The following is a 22904-nucleotide window of genomic DNA, read 5'->3' as shown; positions in this document are numbered from 1 at the left end:
CCATACCGGGCTCTCTGCGACGTATCTTCCCGCCTACTCTCCTCTTCTTCGCGTTTGAGGGGCGTTATTCAGTTCCGCTTGGGTTGCACCTAGTTTACAACCGGAACAAGCTCCTGTCAAGCGATGATTATGCACTAAAAACAGAGCCGGACAAACAATAAGTTTGTCCGGCTTGTAGAAATTTTACATGCCATCTGGGATGCGGCGGTCCAGTTTGAGTTTTTTCATGGCCGCTTTGCGGCCCCGCTTTTTGCCTCCCTTGTCGGAGAGACGGCGGTCCAAACCCACGGCCAGGCGGGTGCCGATGGTCTGGAAGATCTGGACCAGGATGACTAGCAGGATGACGGCGCCCCAGAGCACGATGTTCTGGTGGCGGGTGTAGCCACGGTTCAGGGCCATGGCGCCCAGGCCGCCGCCGCCGATGGCGCCCGACATGGCGCCGTAGCTGAGGATGGTGACGAAGGCGGTGGCAAAGCCGGTGAGAAGAGAGGGGACGCACTCGGGCAGGATGACCTTGGTGATAATCTGGAAGGGGGAGCAGCCCATGGACTGGGCGGCCTCGATGATGCCCCGATCCATCTCACGGATGGAGGCCTCTACCAGACGGGCCACAAAGGGGAAGGCGGCGATGAACAGCGGGACAATGGTGGCCTTGGTGCCGATGGAGGTGCCCAAAAGGACGCGGGAGAGGGGGAAGACCACTACCATCAGGATGAGGAAGGGCACCGAGCGCAGCAGGTTGACCACCACGTTGAGCACGGTCATCAGGGCCTTGGGGAGGGGCAGTACGCCGCCCTCCTCGCCCACCACCAGCAACACACCCAGGGGCAGGCCGATGATATAGGCAAAGAGCGTCGCCAGCACGGTGGAGTAAAGGGTCTCCCAGATGGCAAAGGGCACGTTGCTGATGAGGTATTGAACCTCTTCCGCCGCGTCAGGGCCCAGAAAAGCGAGAAACTCAGCCATGGTAGTCGTGCACCTCCTCCACCGTTACATCTTTTTGCGCTTTTAAGTAATTCATGGCCTTGGCGGCCTCGTTCTTGTCCTCGGGCAGGCCCAGCAGCATGGTGCCGAAGGCCTGGCCGTTCACGTTACGGGTATCGGCGCCCAGGATGTTCACCTTCACGCCGCAGTCGATGGCCAGAGAGGCGATGAGAGGCTCGTAGGAGGAGCCGCCGTTGAAGGCAATACGGACCACGCCGGCGGGGGGCAGCTGGTCGATCTGGACGCCCTCGGGGTAGACCAGACGCCGTCCGGCTTCGGTCTTGGGGTTGGAAAAGACCTCCGCCACAGAGCCGGTCTCCACCATGTGGCCGTGCTCCAGAATGGCCACGTGGGTACAGATCTCCTCCACCACCGCCATCTCGTGGGTGATGACCACAACGGTGATGCCTAGGCGGCGATTGATGTCTTGGATGAGTCGCAGGATGCTGCGGGTAGTGGTGGGGTCCAGGGCGGAGGTGGCCTCGTCACAGAGCAGGATCTTAGGATTGGAGGCCAGGGCACGGGCGATAGCGATGCGTTGCTTCTGGCCGCCGGATAGCTGGGAGGGATAGGCGTCCGCCTTGTCGGGCAGGCCCACGGTGTCCAGCAACTCCCGGGCCCGCTCCCGGGCCTTGGCCTTGCTCACCCCGGCGATCTCCATGGGGAAGCAGATGTTGTCCAGGCAGGTGCGTTGCATGAGCAGGTTGAACTGCTGAAAGATCATGCTGATGCCCCGCCGGGCCTTCCGCAGCTGGGCGGAGGACAGGGTACACAGATCCACCGCCTTGCCGCTCTCGTCCAGCAGACCGTCAATGAGGACCTGGCCCGTAGTGGGCCGCTCCAGCAGGTTGATGCACCGGACCAGGGTGGACTTGCCGGCACCGGACATGCCCACGATACCGAAAATATCCCCGGTGGGGATGGTAAGGCTCACGTCGGTCAGAGCCTGAAATTCCCCGTCGGCGGTGGGAAAGATTTTGGAAATGTGTTTGAGCTCAATCACGGGATGGATTCCTCCCTACTTTCTCTCTGTCACACGGACACAAAGGGTATTGTATGCCCACAGGTCGTGGCCTGTCAAGCCGTTCAGCCCTCTTGGTCCGCCTTCCTGCGCTGGCGCTCCACCAGGTCGGCCAAGGTGATGTGGTCCACCACGCCGGCCACAGCCTGCTGGATCTCCCGCCAGACCTCCACAGTGACGCACTGTTCGGCACGGCAGCAGCACTCGCTGCCGTCCACACAGCTCACCGGGGCAAGGCTGCCCTCCAGAGGACGGAGGATCTCCCCTACTGTGTATTCCGCCGGATCGCGGGTCAAGAGATAGCCGCCCCCGGCGCCGCGGACGCTGCGAACCAGTCCGGACCGGGAGAGGGGGGTGACGATCTGCTCCAAATATTTATCGGAAATGTCCTGCCGCTGGGCCACGTCCCGGAGCGGAACGGGGACGCCGGGGTCTGACAGCGCCAGATCCAACATTAGCCGCAGGGCGTAACGGCCCTTTGTGGAAATTTTCATGGGAACCTTCCTCGCTCATTTTTATGCAGTCTGCAAGTGTGTGTTCCTATAATACCACAGGAATAGTATGTTTTCAAGTGCGGCGCCAGATTTTGCTGGCTCTGCCAGCCGGAGCCGGTCGAAAATCCGACCTGAGACCGGAAAATCGGGCCCAGTGGGGCGTCAGGGCAGGGCATGGCCCGGGGATGGAAAGGGCATGCAACTTTGAAGTACGGGGCGCACAAGGGTGAGGAGGGATGCAAAATGGCAAGCGGATACACCGCGAATTACGGGCTGTGCCAGTGGCAGCCAGAGGACAAGTTTTTACGGGAGGAATTCAATCAGGACAATGAGAAGCTCGATGCCGCCGTCGCCGCGGCGTCGTCGCAGGCAAGCAAGGCGCTCAGCGGTCTGGAGGACCAGAGCTACAATATCTACAACCTGATCCTGCAAAACGACTATGCGGGCAAGTATACCGGCTGGAAAAAGGCGTTGTTGTTTGATGGGTTCATCGACAAAGGTGGAACCTCGTCCATGAGTCAAACGCTCCTGCTTTCAGATGGCGCAGTGGCTCTAAGCAAAACCGGACAGTCGGACCTCTCCCTGGGTTATGGCGAACAGAGCAGCAGTGGAGGTGCTGCGGAGACCAGGTCGGTTATCACATCCGGAAACGGTCGATTGACCGGGATCGGCTTGGAACTTTACAATGGCCTAAGCTGGGAGACGTCGGTGGAGGTCAAATATGAGGTTCGAGTCAATGGGAAGACCCGTTTGACCGGTACCGCAGATACCCCCGTCATTGCCTCTTACAACACCGGCAGGGGCGATCTCAAGTTTCAGCAGAGCGTGGACGTAAAGGCGGGAGATTCGGTCACCGTCTGGCTGGACCTGCACACGGCGTGGCGGTACGCGAAGGACAGCACGGGCTCCAACCTGGGTGGTATTCTGCGCTTTACGCCCGTCAGCGGCACATCCGGAGAACTGGTCACCCGATCCAATACAATACCCGCTGGAGCATCGTTCCGCCTATGGGTCCGACATAAAAACGGTACGGTGACCGCTGCGCTGGTGGCCGGAGGCCAGGAACATTCTTTTGTTCAGGGGGAAGACAGAAGCACCACAGAGCCGCTGAATGGCGTTTCCTGTACGGAGACTGAGTTTTCCTTTGACAGGGAGACAGAGTCCGGAGGTGTCAAGCTCAAGTTCACTCTAGATCTGAGCGGCGGCAGTACCATGACACTGTTTGACTACGGATTGGCAGTAATCTAAGTATAGGATAAAAGCACCCCCGGACCAAATTTGGTCCGGGGGTGCTTGTTTAAGCTAGACTATTAACCGCTTAATTAGGTGTGATCAGCCAGAGTCACTTCGATAGCAGTCACATCTTCGCCAGGCATCTTGAAGGAAATGGTATAGGTCTCCTCGGCCTGAACGTTGCTGCTCTCGCCAGTCTTGGTGGTAGCACCAGTCACGTCCACGTTAGGAGTAACAGTGGCGCTAATGTCGCAGCTCTTGGAATCATCGATTTTACCCTTATCGGTAGTAACCGTAATGGTGACAACCTGATCCTTCTTGGCATACTCCACATCCGCCTTGGCAGCGATCAGCTTAACGCCGTTCACACCAGTGGAAGAAGCATCAGAAGCAACAGTAGGAGCCTTGACCTCATAATAGCCGCCCTCGTACTTGTAACCATCAACGATAGCGGTATTGTTGTCAATCTTCTTGTAGCTGTCGCCACTATCCGTATCGGTCACCTTAGCATAAGTACCGTCCAGACCCAGAGCATCGAGCTTGGTATCCTTGGTAACGTACTTGTTGGTGCCGTTCACGGTGATGTTGACCACCTTGTTCAGCTCCACCTTCAGGGTGCTGCCGTCATAGGCGCCGCCCACGAAGGTAGCAGTCTTGTCGCTAGCGTTGTACTTCACGCTGTCGGCCTTGGCCCAGGTCTTCAGAACGGTCTGGATCTCGGCGGTAGACAGGGAGCTCTGATAGTGGTCGATGGTCAGGGTGCCGGCGTTGTCAGTGACGTTGGTGTAGTCCTTCACGACCACATCCTCGTCGTCCTTCTTCTCGGTGTTCTTGACCACGATGAGCAGAGCCTCGTCGTCGTTGTTGTAGATGACGGCGGCGATCTTATCGCCCACGTCGGGGCCAGCGCCCAGCTCGGCCACGGGATCGCTCAGGTAGTCGCTGTCGTTGACCAGCAGGGTCTTGGAGGTGATCTTCAGCTCAGTCTTGGTGTCGGCCTTGTCAAAGACCACGGTATTGCTGTTGGCCAGGTAAACGGTGGCGTCGGCAATGGAGTTGCCGGCAGGCACGCTCTTGAGCTCATAGTAACCATCGGAGTTGATGGTGTAGGTGTACACAACACCGCTCTTCACGCTGCCGGAAACCTTAATGCTGGTAGCCTCAGTGCTGCCGGCGATAAAGGCAGTGGCGTTGGTGTAGTCGCTGGTGCTGGTGCCCACGCTGGAGATGTAGAGGTTGTCGTCCACATTGGCGGTGGTCAGATTCTCACCGGTAAAGACAACGGCCATGACGCGGTCGTTCTTCAGGTACACGGTGGCAGCAGCCTTGTTGGCATCCAGGGTGGGAGCCTTGGCGTAGCCGCTGTAGACGTCCACATCGCTAATGGAGACGCCCTTCACACTGGCGGTGTAGAAGAAGACGGTGTTGCCGTTGGCATAGTAGGTCTTGTCAGAAGTGCCCACCTTGCCGATGCTGGTCTTGCCCTTGGTGAAGGTGACGTCCTTGGCGCTGTCACCGTCAGTGGTGGTGTCGTTGGTCAGCTTGATCTTCTTGTCGGAGTTGATGGTGTAGGCGTAGACCTTGCCCACCTCAATCTGGCTCAGCTTCAGACCGCTGGTGTTCAGATCGTAGGTGCCGGTGGTGCCGTCAGCCAGAGCCACCTTCACGCGCTCGTCAACAGAGGTACCCTCGGCCATAACCAGAGCGTAGTTGTAAGCGTTCTCGGACACGTTGCCCACGGCCACGATGTAGCCGTTCTTATCCAGGTAGAAGGTGGCTTCGGTGTCCAGGTTGTTGGCGCCATAGGTGTTGGCAGCAGTGATGTCGTCGTCGCCGCCGGTGTAGATGTTCTTGATGTTGGAGACGTTGTAGTCAGTGCCGTCCACGGTCAGCTTGGTAGCAGGATCGGAACCCTTGTAGGCCTTGAGCACGCCCACAACAGTCTCGGCCTTGGCCACGTGCAGGTCGCCGCCGATGTAAGCAGCCAGGACATAGTCGTTCTTGGCCACATCGTCGAAGCCCACCACGTCGTCCTTGTCGTCAGCGGACAGAGCGGAGGTCTTGCCGTCCTTGTCCTTGGTGCTGATGGTGATGTTGCCGTCGCCGGAGGTGGTGTAGGTGGTCACCTTGCCGAAGGAGTAGGTGTTCACCAGGACGTAGTCCACATCACCGTCGGAGTCGGTATCGACCAGAATCTTCTCAACACCGGCAGTCTTGGGATCCAGAGCCTTGTTGTAGGAAACCATGTTGCCGTAGTTGAAGGCCATCTTGGCGTTGGCAGCGATGGTCAGATCGTTGTCATCAGCCACATCAGCGATGGCGTCCTTGGAGTTGTCCACGACCACCTTGTTGTCGGAAGAGGTGATGGCGGAGCCCAGGACCTCGGCCTTGGTGGAGTTGGAGTCCTTCTTGACGTAGATGACCACGGCGCGGCCCAGATCGTTGATGTCGGTGGAGACAGCAAAGGTCTTGGTGCCGGCGTAAGCGCTCTGATCGTCGTCGTTGGTGATGGCGATGGAGGTCTTGCCGTCCTCCAGAGCGGAGCCCTTCTCAGAGGTGGAGCTCAGGTTGGCCACCTCGTTGGCGACCACAACACCCTCGACCTTCACAGCGTTGAACTTGTCCTCGAGGAGGGTCTTGTTGTTGTTGTCGATGAGGGTGGGGCTGGAGCTGATGGAAGAACCATCGGTGACCAGGGTGTAGTCATAGCTGACCACGCCGGCATCCAGAGCGTTGTAGACCATCTGAGCGGCGGAGTCACGGGTCAGGCCCTCGTCCACGGAGATGCTCAGGTCGGAGTACAGACCCTTCTGGTTGGCGCGCACATTGACAGCAATGGCCCAGTTGGAGCCGGTGAAGCCCTCGACCTCGGACTTGTAGCCCATGGCGACGAGCAGCATCTTGGCGGCCTCAGAGCCGGTCACGGTGGCGTTGGGGTTGAACTTGCCAGCGCCGTCGCCAGCCACGATGCCAAGCTGGGTGCAGTACTCAATGTAACCGGAAGCCCAGTGACCCACGGTATCGGTGTAGCTGTTGGTGACGGTGGTGCCCAGGCTGGGATCCTTGCCGCCGTTCAGGACGACGCAGATCATCTTGGCCATCTCGGCACGGGTGACAATACCGGTGGGATCGAAGTCGCCGGTATCCTTGCCGTTGATGACGCCCAGCTCGACGAGCATCTGAACGGCCTCTTTGTTGACGATCTTATCCTTGTCGGAGAAGTCGTCATAGCTCGCGGCGCCAGCGCCGACAACCATCATGGAGACGACCATGACAGAAGCCAGAGCCAGGCTGAGAGCCCGCTTGAGGTTTCTCATTTAGAATTCCTCCTTCTAAAATTTGGGGTTTTAGGGGACAACCACCCGAAAATACGAACTTTTTCTCGTGCTACGGGCGTATAACGCCCCTTGCATCGCAAAAAACGGGCAGTCTTTTCCACATTTTGTGGAAAAGACTGCCCGTTTTAATGAGAAAAGTTCCCTTGGTAGCATCTTGGTAGCATTTTATTTCGACTGTTTCCTGAACCCATTGCGCCCCAATGGTTTGAGCCATATTTTTGGTAGCATTTTGGTAGCATCGCAAAAATTTTTCCCCCATTGGTGTACGCAAACGTGCAACATTTGGGGGTGTTTTCAGGTAGGTTGAGAGGAGGGTGCCGGTGAAAAACGAAAGGCAGTGGAGAGACGATGTGCTCCGACGGCTGGAACGGCTGGCCGACCAAAAGGCCAACGACGCCGTCAAGTTGGCGTTCCTCACCGAGGAGCGGATGGAGGAGATCGACCGGATGGACCTGCGGGCCCTGACCGAACTCAAACGCCACGGCAATGGTGCCGTGGAGATCAAGCTTATCGACAAGGTCCTGGCCCTGGAAAAGCTCTGCGAGATCGCCCACAAGGGCGGCGACGGCGCTGAACACTTCCTCCGCGCCCTGGAGAGCTCTGCCAGGGACAGCGGTCAGGACGGGGAACAGGAGGAGGTCAAGTGATCCGGGGATTCTCCCCAAAACAAAAGCAGGTCCTCACCTGGTGGTGCGACCCAAGGACCCGGGACCGGGAGGCCGTCATCTGTGACGGCGCCGTCCGCAGCGGCAAGACCCTGTGCATGGGCCTGAGCTTCTTCTGCTGGGCCATGGCCTCCTTCCAGAAGCAGCAGTTCGCCCTGTGCGGGCGCTCCATGGGCAGCGTGCGCCGGAACCTCCTGGCCCCCGTCCGGCCCCTGCTGGAGGAGCTGGGCTTCGAGCTGGAGGAGCGGCTCTCCCGCAATCTGCTCACCGTCCGCTTCGCCGGACGGGAAAACACTTTCTACCTCTTCGGCGGAAAGGACGAGGCAAGCGCCGCCGCCATCCAGGGCGTTACCCTGGCCGGCGTCCTCCTGGACGAGGTGGCCCTCATGCCCCGATCCTTCGTGGAGCAGGCTGTGGCACGGTGCTCCGTGGAGAGAAGTAAGGTGTGGTTTTCCTGCAACCCGGAAGGACCCGGTCACTGGTTCTTCCGAGAGTGGATCGTCCGTAAGGAGGAGAAGAGAGCCCTCTACCTCCACTTCACCATGTGGGACAACCCCTCCCTCTCCAGGGAGACCATTCTGCGCTACCAGCGGCAGTTCCGGGGCAGCTTTTACCGCCGCTTCGTCCTGGGCGAGTGGACCACACCCGAGGGCCTGGTCTACGACTTCTTCGGCCCCGACTACATCCAAAAGGCCCCGGAGGAGCCCATGGAGGCCTGGCGGATCTCCTGCGACTACGGCACCGTCAATCCCGCCTCCTTCGGTCTGTGGGGGAAACAAAACGGAGTCTGGTACCGGGTGCGGGAGTTCTACTTCGACTCCAAAAAGGAGGGCTGCCAGCGCACTGACGGTGAGTACGTCCGGGATCTCCGACAGCTGGCCGGAGGACGGAAGCTCCAGCGGGTCATCGTGGACCCCGCTGCCGCCAGTTTCCTGGAGGCCCTCCGCCGGGAGGGCTTCCCCGTGGTCAAGGCCAAAAACGACGTCCTCTCCGGCATCCGCACCACCGCCGAGCTCCTGCGCCAGAGACGCATCGTCATCTGTGAGGACTGCCCTGACATCCTGCGGGAGTTCGGGCTCTACCGCTGGGACCAGAAGGCCGGCGGCGACCGGGTGCGGAAGGAGTTTGACCACGCCATGGACGACATGCGCTACTTCGCCGCCGACCTGGCCGCCGAGACCGGCAGCGCCGCCGCCGTGGGCTTCGTGGAGCGGGGGCGCTTTTGAGAACGACTGACAAAGGAGGGTTTGCCATTGCGCTTTGAAAAGAAACCGCCCGCCATCGCCACCGTTGCCGCCCAGCTCCGGGACAGCGGGCGACACCCCTTCGGGGTGCTGGACCGGTACGTTCCCCTGGACACCGCACAGATCCCCCTCTACCGGGCCGTGCGGGAGGCCGTTCCCATCGTGGACGCAGCCCTCTCCAAGCTCATCCGGCTGGTGGGCGGGCTGACAGTGGTCTGCGACCACACCGCCGCCCAGGCGGGTTTGGAACGGTTCCTCACGGAGGTGGACACCGGCAGGGGACAGCGGGGCTTGCAGTCCTTCCTGGACTGCTACCTAGACACCATGCTCACCTGCGGACGGGCTGTGGGAGAGCTGGTGCTGGACCGGGAGGGGCGGGAGATCATCGCCCTCCTGTGCGGTGACCCCGCCTTCCTGGAGATCCGGGAGGGGGATTCCCCCTTGGACTTCCAACTGTGTGCCAGGGATGAGAGCGGGCAGATCAAACCCCTGCCCTACCCGGAACTGCTCCTCTTTACCCCCTTCCAGCCCCAGGCCGACTGCCCCTACGGCGTGTCCCTCCTGCGGTCCATGCCCTTCCTCACCGAGATCCTCCTAAAGATCTATCAGGCGGTGGGCATGAACTGGGAGCGGGTGGGGAATCTGCGCTTCGCCGTCATCAACCGGCCCGAACAGGGCCTGGACGGCGCCAGCGCCCAGGAGCGGTGCTCCGCCCTGGCACGGGAGTGGTCCGCCGCCATGCAGGCCGGTCGGGACGGCAGCGTCCGGGACTTCGTGGCCGTGGGCGACGTGGACATTAAGGTCATCGGCGCCGACAACCAGATCCTGGACAGCCAGGTGCCTGTACGGCAGATTCTGGAGCAGCTGGTGGCCAGGACCGGCATCCCGCCCTTCCTGCTGGGCCTGTCCTGGTCCTCCACCGAGCGGATGAGCACACAGCAGGCCGACATGATGACCAGCGAGATCACCGCCATCCGCCGCTCCCTGGAGCCGGTGGTCCGGCGAATCTGCCGGCTGTGGCTGGCCGTCCACGGCTTCGGCACCGATATCCGCATCGAGTGGGCGGACATTAACTTGCAGGATGAGGTGGAGGAGGGCAAGGCCGCCCTCTACCGGGAGCAGGCCAGGGCCCTGGCCATGCAGAACGACGGAGAGAAGTGATTGGAGGGGTGGATTTGGAGGTAAAAAAAGCTGCTGGTGTGGACGCCGGCCAGGCTGCCGATGAGGCCGAGCTGGCCCTCATCAACCGGTTCAGCCGGAAACAGCTCACCGCTGACGAGGTGTACCTCTTTACGGTGCGGCTGTGCGACAACGAGGTGGACCGGGACGGGGAGCGGTTCGCCCCCGAGACCCTGGAGGCCCTGGCACAGGCCTTTGTGGGCAAAAGCGGGATCTTCGACCACCAGTGGAGCGCCCGGGGGCAGACCGCCCGCATCTATCGGGCGGAGGTGGTGGACGAGCCCGCACGGCTCACCAGAGCGGGAGATCCCTACCGCTACCTCAAGGGCTGGGCCTACATGCTCCGGACCCAGGCCAACGCCGACCTCATCGCCGAGATCGAGGGCGGCATCAAAAAGGAGGTCTCCGTGGGCTGCGCCGTGGAGCGGACCGTCTGCTCCATCTGCGGCGGCAACATGGCCGCCGGGGACTGCGGCCACATCAAGGGACACGAGTACGACGGAAAGCTGTGCTGGGGAGAGCTCACCGGGCTCACCGACGTCTACGAGTGGTCCTTCGTGGCCGTCCCGGCCCAGCCCGAGGCCGGTGTGCTCCAGAAGTCCAAGGCGGCCGGTGTGCTGCGGAAGGCACTGGCGGGACAGGAACGGCCCATGGAGGCCCTGGAGCAGCTGGAGCGGGAGGCCGGACTGGGCCGGCGCTACCTGGAGGGGCTCCGGAAGGAGGTGGCCAGGCTGGGCGGCCTGGCCGGCACCGGCCTGGACGCCGCCGCCCTCCGGCCCATGGTGGACAAGCTGGAGGAGCCCGAGCTCCTGGAGCTGAAGAAGGCTTATCAGGCCAGGGTGGCCCAGCGTTTCCCCGTGGAGGTGCAGCTCACCTACCGGGGGGAGCACCGAAACGACGAGAGGCAGGACGGCGCCTTTTTGATCTGAGTTCCCACACATTTTATATATGGAGGTCGAGAGAATGAAGAAGGTTTCGTTTGAGGAGATCGGCGCGGTGGTGGCCACCTTCCTGGCCGGCGAAAACGCCAAAAAGGGTCAGATGGTCAACCTCTCCGCCGCCGACACCGTGGATGGCTGCACCGCCGACGGCAAGTTCTGCGGCCTGGCTTTGGACGTCACCGGAGACCGCGTGGCCAGTGTCCAAGTGTCCGGCTTCGCCCAGGTGCCCTGCAGCGATTCCGGCGTCACCCCCGGCTGGGTGGCCCTGGCCGCCGACGGCACCGGCGGCGTGAAGAAAGCGGCCAGCGGCGGCAGGGAGTATCTGGTGGTCAGCGCCGACGCCGACGCCCAGACCGCTGTGGTGCTGCTCTAAGAAGAAAGGGAGGATGCTGAATATGGCTTACACTTATGACGCCCTGAAGCTGGAAAAGGGGATGTACCACGAGGCGGGGAAGAGCTTTACCCAGGTGCTGGAGAGCTGCGACCCCAGCGAGGCCTACCGGGGCACCGCCCTGGAGGGCCTGGACGCCTACCAGCGGCAGCTCAAGCGCTTTGACATCAAGGTGAAGGGCACCGGCTCCGACGTGGTGGAGAAGTTCTTCCGCACCTCGGACTCCGCCGTCCTCTTCCCCGAGTACATCGCCCGCTCCGTCCGGCAGGGCATGGAGGAGTCCAACCTCCTCCCCGAGATCACCGCCGCCGTCACCCGCTTCGACGGCCTGGACTACCGCTCCATCACCTCCGCCCCCGGTGAGGAGAAGGAGCTGCGCCGGGTGGAGGAGGGCGCCGCCATCCCCGCCACCACCGTCAAGACCCAGGAGAACCTGGTCAAGCTCCACAAGCGGGGTCGGATGCTGGTGGCTTCCTACGAGGCCATCCGCTACCAGAAGCTGGACCTCTTCTCCGTCACCCTGCGGCAGATCGGCGCCCACATCAACCGCATGCTCCTGGAGGACGCCATCGATGTGCTGGTGAACGGCGACGGCAACGGCAACCCCGCAGAGGTCTTCTCCGTGGGCTCCGGCGATATCGGCGGTTCCTCCGGCACCTTGGACTACGACGCTCTGGTGGACTTCTGGGCCCAGTTCGAGCCCTACGAGATGAACACCCTGCTGGTGCCCACCGACGTCATGGTGAGCATGCTCAAGCTGCCTGAGTTCCAGAACCCCCTCACCGGTCTCAACTTCCAGGGCACCGGCAAGCTCGCCACCCCTATGGGCGCCAAGCTCCTGCGGACCTCCGCCATGGAGTCCGGCAAGCTCATCGGCCTGGACAGCCGCTTCGCCCTGGAGATGGTGCAGGGCTCCGACGTCACTGTGGAGTACGACAAGCTCATCGACCGGCAGATGGAGCGGGCCGCCATCACCGCCATCGCCGGCTTCGCCAAGCTCTTCCAGGACGCAGCCAAGGTGCTGAAAGTCTGAGCACGGCGGTGAGAGAAAGGAAGGTGAGCCGGTGGACCAGGAGATCCTTGCCCTGGCCATGGTGCTGGGAAATGTGAGCGAGAGCGACCGGCAGCGGCTGGAGGTGCTGTGCCAGAACGCCCGGCGGGAGCTGGAGGGACAGCTCCGGGGCGACGTCACCGCCCAGGACTGCGGCGACACCCTAATCCTGGCCGCCGCCTGGCTGGCCCTGGCCGACCTGCGGACCGGTGACGCCGCCAGCGGAGTCACCGCCTTCTCGGCGGGCAATCTCTCCATCCAGACCGGAGAGGGAGCCTCCGGCGACGTGCTTCGGGGCCGGGCCCGCCGGCTGATGGCTCCCTATCTGCTGGATGGTGGCTTCTGCTTTCGGGGGGTGAGGGGCTGATGATGACAGGCGTCCTTCAGGGCCTGCTGGACCGGTACGGCCAGGCCGTTACCGTCCGGAGCGGAACCACCCAGGAGACGGCTGCCGGCCGGGCCTTCATCCAGCCCATTCTGGACCGCCGGGAGGACTGGAAGCAGCGGCGGCCCAGCCCCCTGGGCCTGGCCAGAAAAGACCGGTTTCTCTACCTGGGGGAGCCGGGTCTCCCCCTGAGCATGGGGGACAAGGTGACCTGCCTGGGCGTGGACTACGAGGTCCAGGCGGCACAGCCCATCCGGGTGGGCGAGGTGCTCAGCCACTGGTGGGCCGTGCTCAAAGTGCGGGACAGGGAGGTGGCACAGGATGGGCAGTGAGCGGACCGAGCTGGATGCCCTGCGGACTTATATGACTACCCTCCTGCGGGAGCAGGGGGTGGAGGCCATGGAGGCCTGGCCCCGGGAGGAGCGGCCCCGGCTCACTGGCGTGGTGGCGGCCGTCTCCATCCGCTCCTGCAAGGCCGAGCCCGGCGCCTTCTGGGAGTATCTGGGGGAGGAGCTGGATCCCGAAACCAGGACCTGGCGGGAGCGCTACGGCCGGCGGCTGGAGGTGGTCTTCGGCCTGGACCTCTACGCCCCCGGTGAAGGGGGCGGCGGGGCGTGCCAGAAGGGCTTTGACGCCCTGGCCGGAGCCCTGAATACCGGCGGCTCCGGTGGGCTGCGGGTACGGACCCTCGCCCGGGGTGAGGTGGGCTACGACCAGGATCTGGACGTGCTTAAGTGTCCCGTGGAGGCCGGCTGCCAGGCCTACCTCTATGCTTCCGCCCAGGAGAGCGGCAGCTTTACAGACTTTGTGGTGAAGGGAGAGATCGTATGAATATGACGGACCATGAGCGGCCGGGAGTATATTCCTCCTATGACGCCTCTGCCATCGTCAGCGGCAGCGGCGCTGGCAAGACCGTGGGCCTTGTGGCCGTGGGCACCTGCGAGGAGATGGGGACGGTGATCCCCATCAGCCGGCAGGAGGAGGCGGTGGCCGCCTTCGGCGCCGGCACCGCCCTCACGGAGCTGGTGCGGCTCCTTCTCCTCAACGGCGCCGCCGCCGTCCGGGTCGTGGCGGTGACGGGCACGGATGACTACGCCGACGCCTTCTCCGCCCTGGAGGCGGAGGAGGACGTGGGCATCGTGGTGTGCGACAGCGGGGAGCTCACCGTGCAGCAGGCCTTGCGGGACAGCGTGGCGGCGGCTTCCCAGGCCCGGAAGGAGCGCATCTGTGTGGTCCCCGGCGGTCAGGGTGAGGACGTGAGCGCCCTGGTGACCCGGGCCCAGGCCATCAACAGCGAGCGGGTGGTGGTGACTGCCCCCAGCCCCCAGGCCGGAGACGGACCACGGGTGGCCGCCGCCGTGGCCGGCGCCATCGCCGGAGAGAGCGACCCCGCCATCCCCATGGGCGGCGCCGCCCTCAAGGGAGTGGAAGACATTGCCGCACGGTACACCGACAACGAGATCGACCTGCTGGTCCGGGGTGGCGTCACCGCTGTGGAGAATGTGGGGGGCGTGGTCTCCATCGTCCGGGCGGTCACCTCCCGGACCAAGACCGGCGAGGCCAGCGACACCACCTGGCGGGAGCTCACCACCATCCGCATCGTGGACGACGTGATCCCCACCGTGCGCAACAGCCTGCGCAGCCGCTTCAACCGGGCCAAGAACACCGAGCAGAGCCGGAACGCCATCCGGGATCAGGTGGTGGTGGAGCTGGAGAACAAGCTCAGCCGGGAGATCATCACCGGCTACGACGCCGTCTCCGTCTCCGCCCTGGCCGACGACCCCACCGTCTGCCTGGTGGAGTTCTCCTTCACCGTGGCCCACGGCCTCAACCAGATCTGGCTGAGCGCCCACATCACGGTCTGACCGGCCCATGAGAGAGGAGGAAGCACATGAATACGACTGGTTTTCCCACCAGCAGTGACATCTACCTGGAGGCCGACGGCAAAAAGATCGCCGTGGTCCAGAGCTACACCGCCAAGACCACCAAGACCAGCCGGACGGTGGAGGCCTTCGGCGAGGATCAGCCCGTGGCCACCATCCCCGGCCAGCAAAACCACGTGGTGGAGCTCACCCGGCTCTACGCCACCGACGAGGCCATCCGGGACGGCATCGACTTCCACACCCTGGAGGACTTCTCCCTGGTGATTTGCAAGCCCGACCGGCGGGTCATCTACTCAGGCTGTCAGTGGAGTTCCATCGGCGAGACCGGCACCCTGGGCGACATGGTGGTGGAAAAGGTGACCATCGTGGCCGCCAAGCGGCTGGAGACCACCGCTTGAGCCGGAGAGAGATGAGCCCCTTTCCGCCCTGCGGCACCCGGCGGAGGGCAGTGGAGGGCCGCCCCGGCCTCACCCTGCGGGTCCTCTCCGCCTGGGAGGTGCTGGAGGCCCGGCGGGAGGGCAGGGTCATGGAGGAAACAGGCCGAGAGGCCGCCCTGTGCGCCAACGCCTGTCTGCTCTCCAGAGCCCTGGAACGAAAGGGCGAACCTGTCTTTCCCGACGGGGAGGCCGTCCTCCGGGTGCTCACCGTGGCGGAGATCGCCCAACTGGCCCGGCAGTGGGCGGTATTCTCCAGGGAGGCCGATCCCTCCCCACGAGACCCGGAGGCGGTAGACAGCCTAAAAAAAGCCTGGAGCACACGCCTGATGCGCGCCTTCAGTGGCGTGTGCTCCGGGCTTTTGGGGCATTGCCCACCGAGGCGCGGGCCAGAGCCATGACCGACGGCGACTACCTCTGGTGCGCCGTCAANGGGCACAGCTGGACGACGAGGAGACCCTCGCCCAGCTGTGCCCCGCCTGCCGGGAGCGGGCGCTGGAGGCGCGCTGTCCCGTGTGCGGCGCGCCCACCGGCGGGGACCAGGTGGGGGAGAACCCCGCCTTTGACCAGGAACGCTTTGAACAGCTGAGGCGGGGGGTGATCACATGACCGATTGGCTCGACTGGCTCCTGGAGGAGCTGGAGGAGGAAGAGGACCAGGGAGAGGACCTGGACCTGAAGGCACACGTTCTGTCTGGGGATGCAGCGGAGGGAACCGGAGCGGTCGCCGAAGAGAGGAGCGGCACGACAGGAGCTGTGGGGCGGGTGGCCGCGACCTCTACGGATGAGGCTGCGGAAGTGAGCGAGCGCCCGNTGCTACGGGCGTATAACTCCCCTCACCTCTGGGCACATGATACCCCATTTGCCCCCCTCCCGTCAAGGGGATGGCGGGTTTTGTAACACAACCGTAAAATAGCGTTACACAGGGTTTCAGGGGCCCTTTTAACCCTTAGACGGCGGCTTTTTGAAAAGGTTCCCCGTTTTTTCAGGGGAAATTTCCGCTGTTGGCCCCAAAAACGAGGACTCCTCACAATATCCCACAACCCGTGGAAAAGTTGTACGTTACCGTGCAACTACGCCGCAAATTTGTGAGGGGTGTGGCGGCGGGACGGAGGACGGGAGGGGTGTTATCCACAGCGGCTGCAGAGCAGTGGAACCGTCCTCCGTCTCACTCCTTATAAAATAAAGCGAAAATACGGCGTGGAAATTTTTTCGCTTTGGGTGTAACTTTTCTCTCCTTTGAATCGTCTTATAGGGTGACCGCTTCGCCACCGGGCGGAAGGTTCAGAAAACCTTAAGAATTTGTCATCTGATTGTAATTACGCCCGTCCCGACGCGTGATACAATGAAAGGGACAGTAAATCAGGAGGGAAGACACTATGGCTGAAATGACCCAGCAGGCCAACGCGCCTACTCAGACCCCCGCGCCGCCCCAGAAACCCCAGAAATCCAAGGAGCAGCTCCAGAAACGGAAGAAACGGACCAAGAGCATCATTGCCGCCGTCATCATCCTCGCCGCCGTCGGCGTGGGCGGCTTCTTCCTCTACCGCTTCCTCACCGCTCAAAACGACGCCGAGAGCCAGATTCAGTCCCAGGTGGCTGAGATCTCCTCCATCCAGAGCACCGTCCAGGGCTCCGGCAACGCCAAGGCCAAGGAGTCGGCCGCCATCACCCTGACCCAGGGCGGCACCGTCCAGGAGGTCTTTGTCACCGCCGGCGACACCGTCACCGCCGGTCAGCCGCTCTATACCATCCGCAGCCAGGCCGCCGAGGACGAGGTTGCCGCCGCCCGGGAGAAGGTCACCAATCTCCAGAAGGACATGGCCGACCTGGTGGAGAAGGCCAACAACCTCACCGTCCGCGCCCCCTTTGCCGGCAAGCTGGTGGAGGTCAGCGAGTTCCAGATCGACGACAAGGTCTCCGAGGGCGCCGCCGTCTGCACCCTGGCCAACGACAAGAAGCTCAAGCTCTCCCTCTACTTCAGCTACGCCTACGAGAACGACATCTCCGTGGGCCAGAGCGTTCAGGTCTCCATCCCCGCCGTTATGGACACCTTCCCCGGCACCGTGGAGAAGATCAATAAGGTGAGCTACATCTCCCCCGAGGGTTCCGTCTACTTCGAGGTCATCGTGGTCTTTGACAACCCCAACACCCTCACCGAGGGCATGACCGCCTCCGCCACCCTCACCACCGCCGACGGCACCGCCATCTACCCCTACCAGAACGGTGAGACCGAGTACTACGAGGTGCGCAAGATCGTCACCGAGTCCCAGGGTCCCGTTCTCTCCCAGAACCTGCTGCGCTACGCCAATGTCAACGCCGGCGACGCCCTCCTGGTCCTGGGCTCCGACACCATCGACTCCGATATCCGCGCCAAGCAGAAGGAGATCGACGACGCCACCACCAAGCTCACCGAGGCCCAGAAGGCCCTGGCCAACTTCAACGCCACCGCCCCCATTGACGGCACCGTCACCTCCTGCACCCTCACCCCCGGCGCCGAGGTCAAGAGCGGGGATACCGTCATCACCATCTCCAACAACACCAACATGGTGGTCCAGATCACCGTGGACGACCGCAACATCTCCTTCGTCCAGCCCGGCATGACCGTGGATCTCACCGACTACAACGGCAACGTCTTCGTGGGCACCGTCAGCAGCATCGACATGAGCATCGGTGAGAACAGCTCCAACGGTATGACCAGCTACCCCGTCACCCTGGACGTGGACAACTCCGCCGGCACCCTGCTGGCCGGTATGTGGCTGGATTACTCCTTCGTGGCCAGCCAGTCCGACCAGTGCGTGGTGGTGCCCATGCAGGCCGTGAAGTACGTCTCCGACGCCGACGGCAACACCTCCTCCGTGGTCTTCATCCAGGCCGACGAGAAGCCTGAAAATGCCGTGGAGCTGGACATCCCCGAGGTGGAGCCCGGCCAGACCCCCACCTATCCCACCGAGGCTGACGGTTACTACCCTGTCCCCGTCACCACTGGTCTCTCCGACAACTACAACGTGGAGATCAAGGAGGGCCTTCAGGGCGGCGAGACGGTCTTCGTCAACTACTACGTGGACCAGGGCAGCAGTTGGGGTTAAGGTGACCGACATGCTAATTGACATCAAAAACCTCTATAAAATATATAATGAGGGCCATGAAAGCGAGGTCCGTGCCCTGGATGGGGTGAGTCTCCAGATCGATCGGGGCGAGTTCGTGGCCATCATCGGCCAGTCCGGCTCCGGCAAGTCCACCCTCATGAACATCCTGGGCTGCCTGGACATTCCCACCTATGGGGATTACCACCTGGACGGCACCGACGTCACCGAGCTCTCCGACAGGCAGCTTGCTCACATCCGCAACAAGCAGATCGGCTTCATCTTCCAGGGCTACAACCTGATCCCCGCTCTCAGCGCCCGGGAGAACGTAGAGCTCCCCCTCATCTACCAGGGGGTGGGTATGGGCCAGCGCGCGGAGCGGGCCATGGAGTCCCTGGAGCGGGTGGGCATGGCCGAACGAGCTGACCACAAGCCCTCAGAAATGTCCGGCGGCCAGCAGCAGCGTGTGGCCATCGCCCGGGCCATTGCCGCCCGTCCCCCTATCATCATGGCCGACGAGCCCACCGGCGCTCTGGATTCCAAGACCGGACGCCAGGTACTGGAGATCCTCCACAGCCTCCACGAGGACGGCTCCACCATCATCCTCATTACCCACGACAACGGCATTGCTGCCACCGCCGATCGTATCGTCCGCCTCTCCGACGGACACATCATCGCCGACGGCTCTAGAGAGGAGGTAGGGCTTTGAATTTCTCCCAGGCCTTTAAAATGGCGGCCAAGTCCATCGCGGCCAATAAGGGCCGGTCCGCCCTCACCATGCTGGGCGTCATCATCGGTCTGGCCGCTGTCATCATCCTGGTGTCCTATGCGCAAGGCCAGAATATGGCCATGAGAGCTTACTATGAGAGCATGGGCACCAACACCATCACCGTCTCCGCCTACTCCTACCGGGGCGGCGTGGATGTGGCTTCCGCCCTCTACGACTACTGCCTCCAGCTGGACGACCTGGTGCTGGGCGTCTCCCCCACTGGATACATTTATTCCGACCCTGTCATCAAGTTTGAGTCCAAGACCATTGCCCGCCAGCGGCAGAACATGGGCGGCGGAGCCATGATGTCCTCCGGCGAATACCCCAATATCGTGTTGGGCAATGACAAATATGGCCTATGCAACGACTACAAGATCGCCAAGGGCAGGGACCTATCCTACCTGGATATAGAGAAGGAGAATCAGGTGTGTGTCCTGGGTTCCGCAGTGGCCGACGAGCTTTTCGGCTTTGCCGACCCGGTGGGCAAGACCATCACCATCAACGGTACCCCCTTCCTGGTCGTGGGCGTCTACAAGAGCAAGAGTGCCGGAGTCAATGTGGGCAGCTCTGAGGAGAGCCAGTGGATCCAGGACACCATCAACCGTCAGGACTACATGCTCCTGCTGCCCTCCACCATGACCCGGCTTTTCAACAACAACCAGCCCATTGAAAACTACATCATCAAGGCCAAGGATGCCGAGTCCCTCAAGGAGGTCTCCACCCTGGTCAACGGCTTCTTGGCCGGCTTCATCAGCGACGACAACGGCTACTACTACATTGACAACCCCACCAGCTACCAGAATGAGCAGGCTGAGGCCGACAAGCTCCAGCAGCGCTTCCTGGGCGGCATCGCTGCCATCTCCCTGCTGGTAGGCGGTATCGGCATCATGAACATCATGCTGGTCACCGTCACCGAGCGCACCCGGGAGATCGGTATCCGCAAGGCCATCGGTGCCGAGCGCAAGAGCATCATTGTCCAGTTCCTCATTGAAGCCGCCATGATCTGCGGCATTGGCGGCATCTTCGGCATCATCGTGGGGTATCTGGGTACGCTTATCGTAGGCAAGATGAACTTTGATATCATATTGATCCCCAGCGCGGGCATCACCGTAGGGGCCTTCCTCATCTCGGTGGCCCTGGGCATCATCTTCGGTCTCTATCCCGCCGTGAAGGCCAGTGGTCTTCAGCCGGTAGAGGCCCTGCGGGCGGATTGATCCGGCCGATCCCAACTGCAAGGAGAGAAAAGCTATGAGAATGAAACGACTCCTGGCGCTGCTGCTGGCATGCGCGGCCATCGCCGGCATGCTGGTGTTCCCGTCCTCTGCCGGCGCCGCCGCTACCACTACCTTTACTGATATTTACGACACCAATGTTGCCCAGGCCGCCGAGACCCTGCGGCTGCTGGGTATCGTCAGCGGCACTGGCGGCACCTCCTTCTCCCCGGACCGGGCACTGACCCGGGCGGAGTTCTGCAAGCTGGCGGTGGAGCTCATGGGCAACGGCGACAAGGTTGCCTCCCAAATGAACCGCACCGTCTTCCAGGATGTGCCCAGCACCCATTGGGCCAGGGGCTATATCGCGGTTGCCACTCGGGGCACCACCACCGGCTCCGGTGACACCGCCGTCACCACCCCTGGCATCATCCGGGGCGACGCTTACGGCAACTTCAATCCCGACCGGGCCATCACCTATGGGGAGGCCGTCACCATTCTGGTCCGCATCCTGGGCTATGGGGACAGTGATGTGGGCATGGTCTGGCCGGACGGTTATCTGGCCAAGGCTGACGAGCTGGAGATCACAGAGGGCCTGAACCTCACCGCCAACGACACCATTACCCGTGGCCAGGCCGCTCTGATGATGGAGAACCTGCTCTTCACCAACAGCAAGGAAGGCAAGGAATACCTGACTACTCTTGGCTGCACCATCACCGACGAGACCATCCTCTTTGACGTGGCTGCCACTGCTCCCGACGGCTCCTCCGGCATTAAGGTGGCTCAGGACAAGGTCTATAAGACCGATCACGCCCCCTTCTCCGACGATCTGGTGGGCCGACGGGCCAAGCTGGTGCTGGACAAGGATGAGAAGGTTGTGGACATCCAGACCTCCACTTCCGGCACACAGAAGGTAATCACCATCCAGAGCCTGGACTACGACGCCATGAAGATCTCCGGCGGCTCCAGCATCTCCATCGAGGAGCCTAAGGATACCGTGGTGTGGAAGGACGGCAAGGAGACCACGTACGAGGAGCTCTACCTCTCCGGTATGGCTGCCGGTACCCAGGCACTGCTGCAGTATTCCGCAGCCGGTGAGTTGGAGTACATCTTCCTGCGCAGCTCTGCCAAATCTGACAGCACCACCCGTGTGGTGAAGAACAAGCCCAACTACTCCGACGACCTGGCCTACACCGTCTACAAGAACGGCATCCTGGCCAAGGGTTCGGACATCCGCCAGTACGACGTCACCACCTTTGACGAGGCCAGCAATGTGATGTACGTCTCGGATGCCCGCATCACTGGCATTTACGAGAACGTCTATCCCAACCGTGAAACACCTGCTACCATTACTGTAATGGGCCACGAGTTCCCCGTGCTCTCCAGTGCAGCCTCTGATCTGAGCAGCTTCAAGATTGGTGACACCATCACCCTGCTTCTGTCCTACAACGGTCAGGTGGCCGGTGCCGTGGAGCCCTCTGTGGCCAAATCCACTGCCGTTGGCACCGTAAAGAGCGTGGATAAGGATTCCGGCACCACAGTGGTGACCTCCATAAATATGACGGATGCCAGCGGAAAGCCTCTGGAGCTTTCCGGCACCACCTCCTACACCGGCAGCCGCGCTGATGATATGGTTGGCCAGCTGGTCACTGTCTCCTCCGCCTCCAAGGGCCGTCTGAGCCTCTCCAAGCTCACCGGCAAGGGCTCCGATGCCCCGCTGAACGTCGACGAAAAGCGGATGAATACGGTAAAGCTCTCCGATAATGTGAAGCTCTACGAGCAGGTGGGCCGCAGCACCCTCACCGAGATCGAACTTGAGGACATCACCCGCACCACCGTTCCCGCTGAGCAGATCACCTACGTACACAAGGACTACGTCGGCAATGCCGACATTGTGGTCTTCAACGACGTCACCGGTGACCGCTATGAGTACGGCTTCTTCAAGGTGACCACGGAAGGTGGCCAGACCGACACCGAGGGCAATACCACCCAGCGCATGGACTATGTGTCCATCATCAATGCCCTCACGCCCAATGGCAGCAGCAATCTGCTGATGAACAACGGCGAGAGCCTGCGGAACAACAAGGCCGGCGGCATCGTCACCGGTCCCGCCCGTACCGACGGCAAGGTCACTCTGGGCGGATTCGTGGAGCTCCAGTCCGTTGACGTTAAGAGTTCCGCCTTCGATGTGGATGCCATGACCGTTACTACGAATAGTATGGTTATTCCCATCTCCGACCGGGTCATGTGCTATAACGAGACCACCAAGGAGTGGTTCTCTGTGGGTGAGGGAAAGAACAACGAGGACTATGTGAAGGCCCTCAATCTGGCCCGTGCGTTCTCCGAGAACGTCACTATTTACTATGATAAGACTCCTGACCAGGGCGGCAAGGTCCGTCTGGTCGTAGTCGGCTAACTTTTCCCCGCTCACTCCAAGCCTCTGGGAGACATTTGTCTCCCAGAGGCTTTTTTATTCCTGCTACCAAAATGCTACCAGAAAACCACCTCAAACCATTGGGGCGCAATGGGTTCAGAAAACAGTCGAAATAAAATGCTACCAAGATGCTACCAAGGGAACTATTCTCATCAAAACGGG

At 61.9% G+C, this 22904-nt stretch carries 21 protein-coding genes; 17 read left to right on the top strand and 4 right to left on the bottom strand.

Annotation, left to right across the window (positions count from 1 at the left end):
- Nucleotides 1–183: 183 nt before the first annotated feature.
- The 3 genes from E0E29_RS17635 to E0E29_RS17625 all read right to left on the bottom strand — a co-directional run bounded on the left by E0E29_RS17635 (nt 184) and on the right by E0E29_RS17625 (nt 2499).
- Nucleotides 184–966, bottom strand: a complete 783-nt coding sequence (locus E0E29_RS17635; protein WP_130851053.1) for a methionine ABC transporter permease — start codon at nt 964–966, stop codon at nt 184–186.
- Nucleotides 959–1987: a methionine ABC transporter ATP-binding protein gene (locus tag E0E29_RS17630; RefSeq protein WP_130851052.1), complete on the bottom strand. Its 1029-nt coding sequence runs from the start codon at nt 1985–1987 to the stop codon at nt 959–961. Before E0E29_RS17630 ends, E0E29_RS17635 begins: the two co-directional genes overlap by 8 nt.
- Before the next feature lie 83 nt (nt 1988–2070).
- Nucleotides 2071–2499 carry an RrF2 family transcriptional regulator gene (locus E0E29_RS17625; RefSeq protein ID WP_130851051.1) on the bottom strand — a complete coding sequence of 143 codons (429 nt, stop codon included), beginning with the start codon at nt 2497–2499 and terminating at the stop codon, nt 2071–2073.
- Between the two features lie 243 nt (nt 2500–2742).
- Here E0E29_RS17625 and E0E29_RS17620 point away from each other — a divergent pair, with 243 nt between their 5' ends.
- Nucleotides 2743–3747, top strand: a complete 1005-nt coding sequence (locus E0E29_RS17620) for a hypothetical protein (protein WP_130851050.1) — start codon at nt 2743–2745, stop codon at nt 3745–3747.
- Between the two features lie 74 nt (nt 3748–3821).
- Here E0E29_RS17620 and E0E29_RS17615 read toward each other — a convergent pair whose 3' ends face one another.
- The gene (locus E0E29_RS17615) at nt 3822–7049 is read right to left on the bottom strand and encodes an S-layer homology domain-containing protein (protein WP_130851049.1); all 3228 of its coding nucleotides are present in this window, start codon (nt 7047–7049) and stop codon (nt 3822–3824) included.
- A 341-nt stretch (nt 7050–7390) separates the two neighbouring features.
- Here E0E29_RS17615 and E0E29_RS17610 point away from each other — a divergent pair, with 341 nt between their 5' ends.
- From E0E29_RS17610 to E0E29_RS17525, 16 genes are all read left to right on the top strand, one after another.
- Nucleotides 7391–7717, top strand: a complete 327-nt coding sequence (locus E0E29_RS17610; protein WP_130851048.1) for an XRE family transcriptional regulator — start codon at nt 7391–7393, stop codon at nt 7715–7717.
- Entirely contained in the window at nt 7714–8961 is a 1248-nt protein-coding gene (locus E0E29_RS17605) for a PBSX family phage terminase large subunit (protein WP_130851047.1), read from the top strand. The genes E0E29_RS17610 and E0E29_RS17605 overlap by 4 nt, the downstream gene beginning before the upstream one ends.
- A 27-nt stretch (nt 8962–8988) precedes the next feature.
- Nucleotides 8989–10140 (top strand): phage portal family protein, encoded by a 1152-nt coding sequence (locus E0E29_RS17600; RefSeq protein WP_130851046.1) that lies wholly within the window; start codon nt 8989–8991, stop codon nt 10138–10140.
- A gap of 14 nt (nt 10141–10154) precedes the next feature.
- Nucleotides 10155–11087 (top strand): hypothetical protein, encoded by a 933-nt coding sequence (locus E0E29_RS17595; RefSeq protein ID WP_130851045.1) that lies wholly within the window; start codon nt 10155–10157, stop codon nt 11085–11087.
- Between the two features lie 34 nt (nt 11088–11121).
- Nucleotides 11122–11472 carry a hypothetical protein gene (locus tag E0E29_RS17590; RefSeq protein WP_130851044.1) on the top strand — a complete coding sequence of 117 codons (351 nt, stop codon included), beginning with the start codon at nt 11122–11124 and terminating at the stop codon, nt 11470–11472.
- A gap of 22 nt (nt 11473–11494) precedes the next feature.
- Nucleotides 11495–12523 (top strand): phage major capsid protein, encoded by a 1029-nt coding sequence (locus E0E29_RS17585; RefSeq protein WP_130851043.1) that lies wholly within the window; start codon nt 11495–11497, stop codon nt 12521–12523.
- 31 nt (nt 12524–12554) lie between these two features.
- On the top strand, nt 12555–12908 hold the full coding sequence (locus tag E0E29_RS17580) for a head-tail connector protein (RefSeq protein WP_130851042.1): 354 nt from the start codon (nt 12555–12557) through the stop codon (nt 12906–12908).
- Nucleotides 12908–13258, top strand: a complete 351-nt coding sequence (locus E0E29_RS17575) for a hypothetical protein (protein WP_242622579.1) — start codon at nt 12908–12910, stop codon at nt 13256–13258. Before E0E29_RS17580 ends, E0E29_RS17575 begins: the two co-directional genes overlap by 1 nt.
- Nucleotides 13248–13757 (top strand): hypothetical protein, encoded by a 510-nt coding sequence (locus E0E29_RS17570; RefSeq protein ID WP_130851041.1) that lies wholly within the window; start codon nt 13248–13250, stop codon nt 13755–13757. The genes E0E29_RS17575 and E0E29_RS17570 overlap by 11 nt, the downstream gene beginning before the upstream one ends.
- Nucleotides 13754–14791: a phage tail sheath subtilisin-like domain-containing protein gene (locus E0E29_RS17565; RefSeq protein WP_130851040.1), complete on the top strand. Its 1038-nt coding sequence runs from the start codon at nt 13754–13756 to the stop codon at nt 14789–14791. Before E0E29_RS17570 ends, E0E29_RS17565 begins: the two co-directional genes overlap by 4 nt.
- A 26-nt stretch (nt 14792–14817) precedes the next feature.
- Nucleotides 14818–15207 (top strand): hypothetical protein, encoded by a 390-nt coding sequence (locus tag E0E29_RS17560; protein ID WP_130851039.1) that lies wholly within the window; start codon nt 14818–14820, stop codon nt 15205–15207.
- Complete coding sequence (locus E0E29_RS17555; RefSeq protein ID WP_242622578.1) at nt 15204–15644, top strand: hypothetical protein; 441 nt, start codon at nt 15204–15206, stop codon at nt 15642–15644. The genes E0E29_RS17560 and E0E29_RS17555 overlap by 4 nt, the downstream gene beginning before the upstream one ends.
- A gap of 977 nt (nt 15645–16621) precedes the next feature.
- The gene (locus E0E29_RS17540) at nt 16622–18331 is read left to right on the top strand and encodes an efflux RND transporter periplasmic adaptor subunit (protein WP_130851037.1); all 1710 of its coding nucleotides are present in this window, start codon (nt 16622–16624) and stop codon (nt 18329–18331) included.
- Between the two features lie 10 nt (nt 18332–18341).
- Nucleotides 18342–19037: an ABC transporter ATP-binding protein gene (locus E0E29_RS17535; protein ID WP_130851036.1), complete on the top strand. Its 696-nt coding sequence runs from the start codon at nt 18342–18344 to the stop codon at nt 19035–19037.
- Complete coding sequence (locus tag E0E29_RS17530; RefSeq protein ID WP_130851035.1) at nt 19034–20311, top strand: ABC transporter permease; 1278 nt, start codon at nt 19034–19036, stop codon at nt 20309–20311. Before E0E29_RS17535 ends, E0E29_RS17530 begins: the two co-directional genes overlap by 4 nt.
- Nucleotides 20312–20345: 34 nt before the next feature.
- Nucleotides 20346–22724, top strand: coding sequence for an S-layer homology domain-containing protein (locus E0E29_RS17525; RefSeq protein ID WP_130851034.1), 2379 nt, complete (start codon nt 20346–20348; stop codon nt 22722–22724).
- Nucleotides 22725–22904: the final 180 nt, after the last annotated feature.

The organism is Intestinimonas timonensis, from assembly GCF_900626145.1.
GTDB classification, from domain to species: Bacteria; Bacillota; Clostridia; order Oscillospirales; family Oscillospiraceae; genus Intestinimonas; species Intestinimonas aquisgranensis.
This window is presented reverse-complemented; position numbering and strand designations above follow the sequence as displayed.

Bases quoted from the DNA above. Each gene is read 5' to 3' on its own strand.
- E0E29_RS17575 (WP_242622579.1), top strand. From the start codon at position 12,908: ATGATGACAGGCGTCCTTCAGGGCCTGCTGGACCGGTACGGCCAGGCC.
- E0E29_RS17540 (WP_130851037.1), top strand. From the start codon at position 16,622: ATGGCTGAAATGACCCAGCAGGCCAACGCGCCTACTCAGACCCCCGCG.
- E0E29_RS17565 (WP_130851040.1), top strand. From the start codon at position 13,754: ATGAATATGACGGACCATGAGCGGCCGGGAGTATATTCCTCCTATGAC.
- E0E29_RS17590 (WP_130851044.1), top strand. From the start codon at position 11,122: ATGAAGAAGGTTTCGTTTGAGGAGATCGGCGCGGTGGTGGCCACCTTC.
- E0E29_RS17570 (WP_130851041.1), top strand. From the start codon at position 13,248: ATGGGCAGTGAGCGGACCGAGCTGGATGCCCTGCGGACTTATATGACT.
- E0E29_RS17525 (WP_130851034.1), top strand. From the start codon at position 20,346: ATGAGAATGAAACGACTCCTGGCGCTGCTGCTGGCATGCGCGGCCATC.
- E0E29_RS17615 (WP_130851049.1), bottom strand. From the start codon at position 7,049: ATGAGAAACCTCAAGCGGGCTCTCAGCCTGGCTCTGGCTTCTGTCATG.
- E0E29_RS17535 (WP_130851036.1), top strand. From the start codon at position 18,342: ATGCTAATTGACATCAAAAACCTCTATAAAATATATAATGAGGGCCAT.
- E0E29_RS17625 (WP_130851051.1), bottom strand. From the start codon at position 2,499: ATGAAAATTTCCACAAAGGGCCGTTACGCCCTGCGGCTAATGTTGGAT.
- E0E29_RS17635 (WP_130851053.1), bottom strand. From the start codon at position 966: ATGGCTGAGTTTCTCGCTTTTCTGGGCCCTGACGCGGCGGAAGAGGTT.
- E0E29_RS17585 (WP_130851043.1), top strand. From the start codon at position 11,495: ATGGCTTACACTTATGACGCCCTGAAGCTGGAAAAGGGGATGTACCAC.
- E0E29_RS17560 (WP_130851039.1), top strand. From the start codon at position 14,818: ATGAATACGACTGGTTTTCCCACCAGCAGTGACATCTACCTGGAGGCC.
- E0E29_RS17620 (WP_130851050.1), top strand. From the start codon at position 2,743: ATGGCAAGCGGATACACCGCGAATTACGGGCTGTGCCAGTGGCAGCCA.